This window comes from Bacillus sp. P4_D3, from assembly GCF_056401855.1.
In genome coordinates this window covers 1-5,097 of the sequence record NZ_JBFUIN010000230.1, presented here as the reverse complement: position 1 = coordinate 5,097, position 5,097 = coordinate 1, and the positions used below count along the sequence as shown (strand labels likewise).

Below are 5,097 nucleotides of genomic sequence, written 5' to 3'. Positions count from 1 at the left end.
TCTATTTATAACGTCCAACTCTAGATTTACTACTTCAATCCATTCTTTTAAATAGATAGTTAATTCTTCAATGTACTTAAATTTGTCTCCGAAGTAATTATTCAAAGTATCTTCTATACCAATATTTCCACTTTCCAGCCCCAAATCCGTACTTTGAAGCATTTGTTCAATCAATACATATTCATCAATATTAGCTAAATTACATTCTAAATCATTCCATAGATAAGTTTGTAACCCTTTTCCCCCAAAATAATATTTCTCTTCGAAATCCCTCAAGAAGTCTCCTCGATGTTCTTCTAAATAGCAACGAAAATTCCAATACCTCGTATGTAAACCATGTCCTAAATCAAATCCATTCCCAATAATAAATAAATCCACTTATAACACCATCCCAATTAAAAATCTGTAATAAGATTACAATAAAACGTATAAATTACGCTTAAAAAAACAACTTGAACGTTTACCAACGGTTTATAATCTACTCCGCGCCCTGTTCCTCGTCCTTCTTTTAACCACTAATCATTTTTAGATGTTCTAGTTCTTTTAGACATAAAAACAGCCCGTTAGACAATCATATCTAAAGGGGTAAAACGGTGCAACTTTTTTATAAACGGTACATTTTTTTTACAAACGGTACGACTTTATTTTAAATCCACATTCGTAAACTTTGTTGTTTTTTGAATGTAATTAAATAGAGAAAAATACAATGCAAATTCAGTTTCAAAAATCAGTACCAAAATATAAGGGTCCCAACATATTAGTCATATATAATATGTTGGGACCCTTATATTTTAAGTTTTTTTGGATTTAGGTCTTGATAAGTGAGTCTTCTCGGTTTTATTTATTTTATCTCTATAATATCGTTTGAACTATAAATATGAATACCAGATTCTTCACGCAGCGCTGTTATATACATTCCTTTCGCCACATCTTTAGCAGAAATTGGTTTATACTTTTTAAAAGCCCCTTTAAATATAAACGGAAGAATACGAGATAATTTCTCAGCCATTCTTTCCCCAAAACGATACTCTTGTCGATTTCCTACTAATAATGACGGCCTGAAAATATGTATGCCACCAATAACTAGCTTTTTCAGCTCCTCTTCCATTTTCCCCTTCACTTGCGAGTAAAAGAAAAGTGATTTAGGATTTGCTCCCATTGATGAAATAACAAGAAAATTTTGCACGCCTTGTTTTTCAGCTAAGCAGGCAGCTCGCAATGTATATTCATAATCTACTTTTTTAAAATTCGCCTTCGACTTCGCTTTTTTTATCGTTGTTCCTAAACAACTAAAAACATCATCTACTGCAAAAAATTCTTTATATTCCTCTAATACTGAAAAATCCACCTGTTTCTGCTGCAATTTCTCATGCTGTAATTGTAATGGTTCCCTTACAAAAATAGTAACCGAATCGTAGTAATCTGAGTCAAGTAATAGACGTGTTATTTCTTGTCCAACTAATCCACTTGCACCAAGTACTAACGCTGTTCGTTCATTCATATATATGCATACCTCTTTATTTACTTTTCTCTCCTATAGCTAATCGTCGCTAACAGGAGTTTCCGTTCCCCCATTTTACCATAAGTAAAGCACTATGCGTATGCATAGTGCTTTACTTACTCTTTTTTCTTTTCTTTTTCTTCCGCTGGCAATTTCGTAATTGTTGTAGCATCTCCTAAATTACTTATTAATCTCCTTAAAAAAATTAAAACAAAAGATAATGGCAATACTACGGCAAGTATTAATAAGATAGCCTCCATGAAGTAACCCAAGCACTCATCCCCTTTTTTCTGCTCCCTCCCAATATATGAAAGTAACATTGTCACATATGCACCAATCATAAAAATTAATACCGTTCTTTTTGACAAATTTATAACAAAAACAAATCGTAATGATTATTATTTATTGCAACTTTCATAAAGATGTATTATACTAGGTTCGCAAACTAAAACGTAATTATTCCGTTTTGTATTAAAACGATATTTTCTTCTTATATTTGGAGAAAATATAATTGTAAAAAAGAAAAGAGGAGAATTATATGCCTAAAAAATTAGCTCTATTTTCATTTATACTTATTTTTACACTCGTCTTTGCTGGATGTTCTAACAAAAAAGATGGTGCAGCGAAAAAAGATGGGAAACTTTCTGTTTATACAACCATTTTCCCACTCGCTGACTTTGCAAAAAAAATCGGTGGTGATTATGTAAATGTAGAAACAATTTACCCACCTGGTGCGGATTCTCATACATTTGAACCGAGTCAAAAGCAGACTGTACAAGTTGCGAAAGCCGATTTATTTGTTTATAACGGCGCAGAATTAGAACCATTTGCCGAAAAAATGGAAAAATCATTAAAAAAAGAAAACGTAAAAATTGTAAATGCATCTAAAGATATCGAACTTCGTGCTTCATCTGAAGAAGAGCAGCACGATCATGGAGACGGTCATAAAGAAGATGAACATCATCACGATAAAGACCCACACGTTTGGATAGATCCTACTCTTGCGATGAAACAAGCAGAAAAAATTAAAAATGCACTTGTAGAATTACAGCCTGAACATAAAAAAGAGTTCGAAAAAAACTTCGCAGCACTACAAACAAAATTTACTGATTTAGATGATCAATTTAAAGCAGTTGTTGCAAATGCAAAAACGAAAGAAATATTAGTTTCACATGCAGCTTATGGCTACTGGGAACAACGATACGGTTTAAAACAAATCCCAATCGCTGGAATTTCAGCATCTGATGAACCATCTCAAAAGCAGCTTGCTGATATTACAAAAACAGTAAAAGAACACGGTCTAAAATATATTTTATTTGAAACATTCTCTACTCCAAAAGTAGCATCAGTTATCCAAAAAGAAACAGGCACAAAAGTTTTACGTTTAAATCACCTTGCTACTATTTCTGAAGATGATGCAAAGAACAATAAAGATTACTTCACTTTAATGGAAGAAAACGTAAATACTTTAAAAGAAGCAACAAACTAATCAACTATATTTTCTAGGCAGCTGAATATGTCATTCAGCTGTCTTTTTATGTATTTACCCTTGACTTGACCGAAATAACAAGTAAAATTATCCATATTAGCTTTTAAGCTATACTAATTTAGAAGGTGAGTTGGAACTATGAATCTTCACATTTGTGAAGTAACAGCAAATAATTGGCGTTCAGTTGCTGCTTTAGACGTAGCAAAAGACCAGCAGCAATTTATTGAAAGCAATGCGTTTTCTTTAGCAGAATCATTATATGAAGAAAACGGAACGTCAGTAGGCTTATATGACAAAGAAACACTCGTTGGATACGCAATGTACGGTTGGTATTCCCAAAAGCATGAAAGCGTATGGTTAGATCGTTTTATGATTGATCAACATTTTCAAGGAAAAGGATATGCAAAACGTTTCCTTCGTTTATTAATCCAATATTTACAACAAAAATTTGAATGTAAAATAATTTATTTAAGTTTACATCCAGACAACAAACACGCAATGGGACTATATGAGTCATTTGGATTCCGCTTAAATGGGGATATTGACGATGAGGGCCCAGTTGTAGGTGTTGTAATGGAATTACTTATAGATGAAAATACAAGCCTGTGAAAACAGGCTTTTTATAATTCACTCATATATCTTTTGAAACTAAAAAAATAAGCCTGCAATTATGCAGGCTTACTTCACACACTCTTGAAAATGTTCTTGAAACCATTCTTTATTAATATCTTTTCCGATGAAAACTACTTCACTCACTCGCTCTTCGCCCTCTTGCCACTCTCTATCGTACGAAGCAGCAAACAGTGTATGTACACCTTGGAAAACGATACGTTCGTCTACTCCATCAATAGATAAAATTCCTTTGTAGCGATATAAATACTCCCCTAGTTCTTGAACGACAGCTGACATCCATTCATTCAATTTTTGTAAATCTAACGGACGTTCTTCACGTAGTACAAACGATTTTACACCTTCTAGATGGTTATGTTCTGTATGAGGGTAAATTTGTAACGTATCTTTCGTTTTAAACGTTTGAATTTGTAGTAATGATGGAATATCTACCTCACAGTTAGTCGCCTCGATTAACTTTGCAGTCGGGTTAATTCCTTGAAGTTCATGCAAGAGATTTTCTTTCTCATTTTCTTCAATTAAATCTAATTTATTAACTAACACAACATCAGCAAATGCAATTTGTTCTTTTGCTTCTAGTCCCTTTTCAAAATGTTTATGTATATGGTAGCTATCTACAACTGTTACAACACCGTTTATTTGGTACGCTGATTGAATAACTGGATCTAAAAAGAAAGTTTGAATAATCGGACCTGGGTTTGCAAGACCCGTTGTTTCAATTACTAAACCATCAAAGTCCATTTTCCCTTCTGCTTTTACGTCCAGTAATTGTTTTAAAGCAACGAGTAAATCTTCACGCACAGTACAGCATAGACAACCGTTTGTCATTTCCATAATTTCTTCTTYAACGTTCATAATTAATTGATTATCGATACCAATTTTCCCTATTTCATTTACAATCACCGCTAATTTCTTACCGTGATCCTCTGATAAAATTCGATTTAATAATGTCGTTTTCCCTGATCCAAGAAAACCCGTTAATATTGTTACTGGAATCATTTCTTACCTCTCCTTATAGCTCTATGTTTCTACATTATAGCATATAGAAAAAATCGTTTTTGTAGCAAAACATATTTATTGTATGTACAACCGGGTAACTATATAATAATATGTAGCAAGAAAGCCTTTTCAAAAATATTATCATTCATCAAGGGGGTACTTATAATGGAACGAGTTCAAATGGCCGAAACACTAGAATTTTCTCGTATTATTCAAGGGTTTTGGCGTTTAGCAGAATGGAATATGACGAAACAAGAATTACTTTCTTTTATTGAATCTTGTATGGATATGGGAGTTACTACTTTTGATCACGCTGACATTTATGGCGGATATACATGTGAAGGATTGTTTGGAGAAGCGTTACAACTCAAGCCTTCCTTACGCGAAAACATGCAAATTATCACAAAATGTGGAATCGCTCCCCCATCACCTAAATTTCCAGAGCGATATGTTGCTCACTACAATACGAGTGCTGAAC

The 5,097-nt window shown here is 33.2% G+C and carries 7 protein-coding genes; 3 read left to right on the top strand and 4 right to left on the bottom strand.

Annotated features, from left to right (window positions below):
• From AC1DTM_RS17935 to AC1DTM_RS17925, 3 genes are all read right to left on the bottom strand, one after another.
• On the bottom strand, positions 1-378 hold a 378-nt coding region (locus tag AC1DTM_RS17935), incomplete at its 3' end, for an AbiH family protein (RefSeq protein WP_477000589.1).
• A gap of 463 nt (positions 379-841) precedes the next feature.
• Positions 842-1,501: an oxidoreductase gene (locus AC1DTM_RS17930; protein WP_002200778.1), complete on the bottom strand. Its 660-nt coding sequence runs from the start codon at positions 1,499-1,501 to the stop codon at positions 842-844.
• 116 nt (positions 1,502-1,617) lie between these two features.
• On the bottom strand, positions 1,618-1,842 hold the full coding sequence (locus AC1DTM_RS17925) for a hypothetical protein (protein WP_016104612.1): 225 nt from the start codon (positions 1,840-1,842) through the stop codon (positions 1,618-1,620).
• Positions 1,843-2,039: 197 nt separating this feature from the next.
• Between AC1DTM_RS17925 and AC1DTM_RS17920 the strand changes: the two genes are divergently transcribed.
• Positions 2,040-2,990: a metal ABC transporter substrate-binding protein gene (locus AC1DTM_RS17920; protein WP_016104611.1), complete on the top strand. Its 951-nt coding sequence runs from the start codon at positions 2,040-2,042 to the stop codon at positions 2,988-2,990.
• A 138-nt stretch (positions 2,991-3,128) separates the two neighbouring features.
• The gene (locus tag AC1DTM_RS17915; protein ID WP_016104610.1) at positions 3,129-3,599 is read left to right on the top strand and encodes a GNAT family N-acetyltransferase; all 471 of its coding nucleotides are present in this window, start codon (positions 3,129-3,131) and stop codon (positions 3,597-3,599) included.
• A 69-nt stretch (positions 3,600-3,668) separates the two neighbouring features.
• Here AC1DTM_RS17915 and AC1DTM_RS17910 read toward each other — a convergent pair whose 3' ends face one another.
• Positions 3,669-4,619 (bottom strand): CobW family GTP-binding protein, encoded by a 951-nt coding sequence (locus tag AC1DTM_RS17910; protein ID WP_477000588.1) that lies wholly within the window; start codon positions 4,617-4,619, stop codon positions 3,669-3,671.
• 165 nt (positions 4,620-4,784) lie between these two features.
• Between AC1DTM_RS17910 and AC1DTM_RS17905 the strand changes: the two genes are divergently transcribed.
• On the top strand, positions 4,785-5,097 hold a 313-nt coding region (locus AC1DTM_RS17905), incomplete at its 3' end, for an aldo/keto reductase (protein ID WP_477000587.1).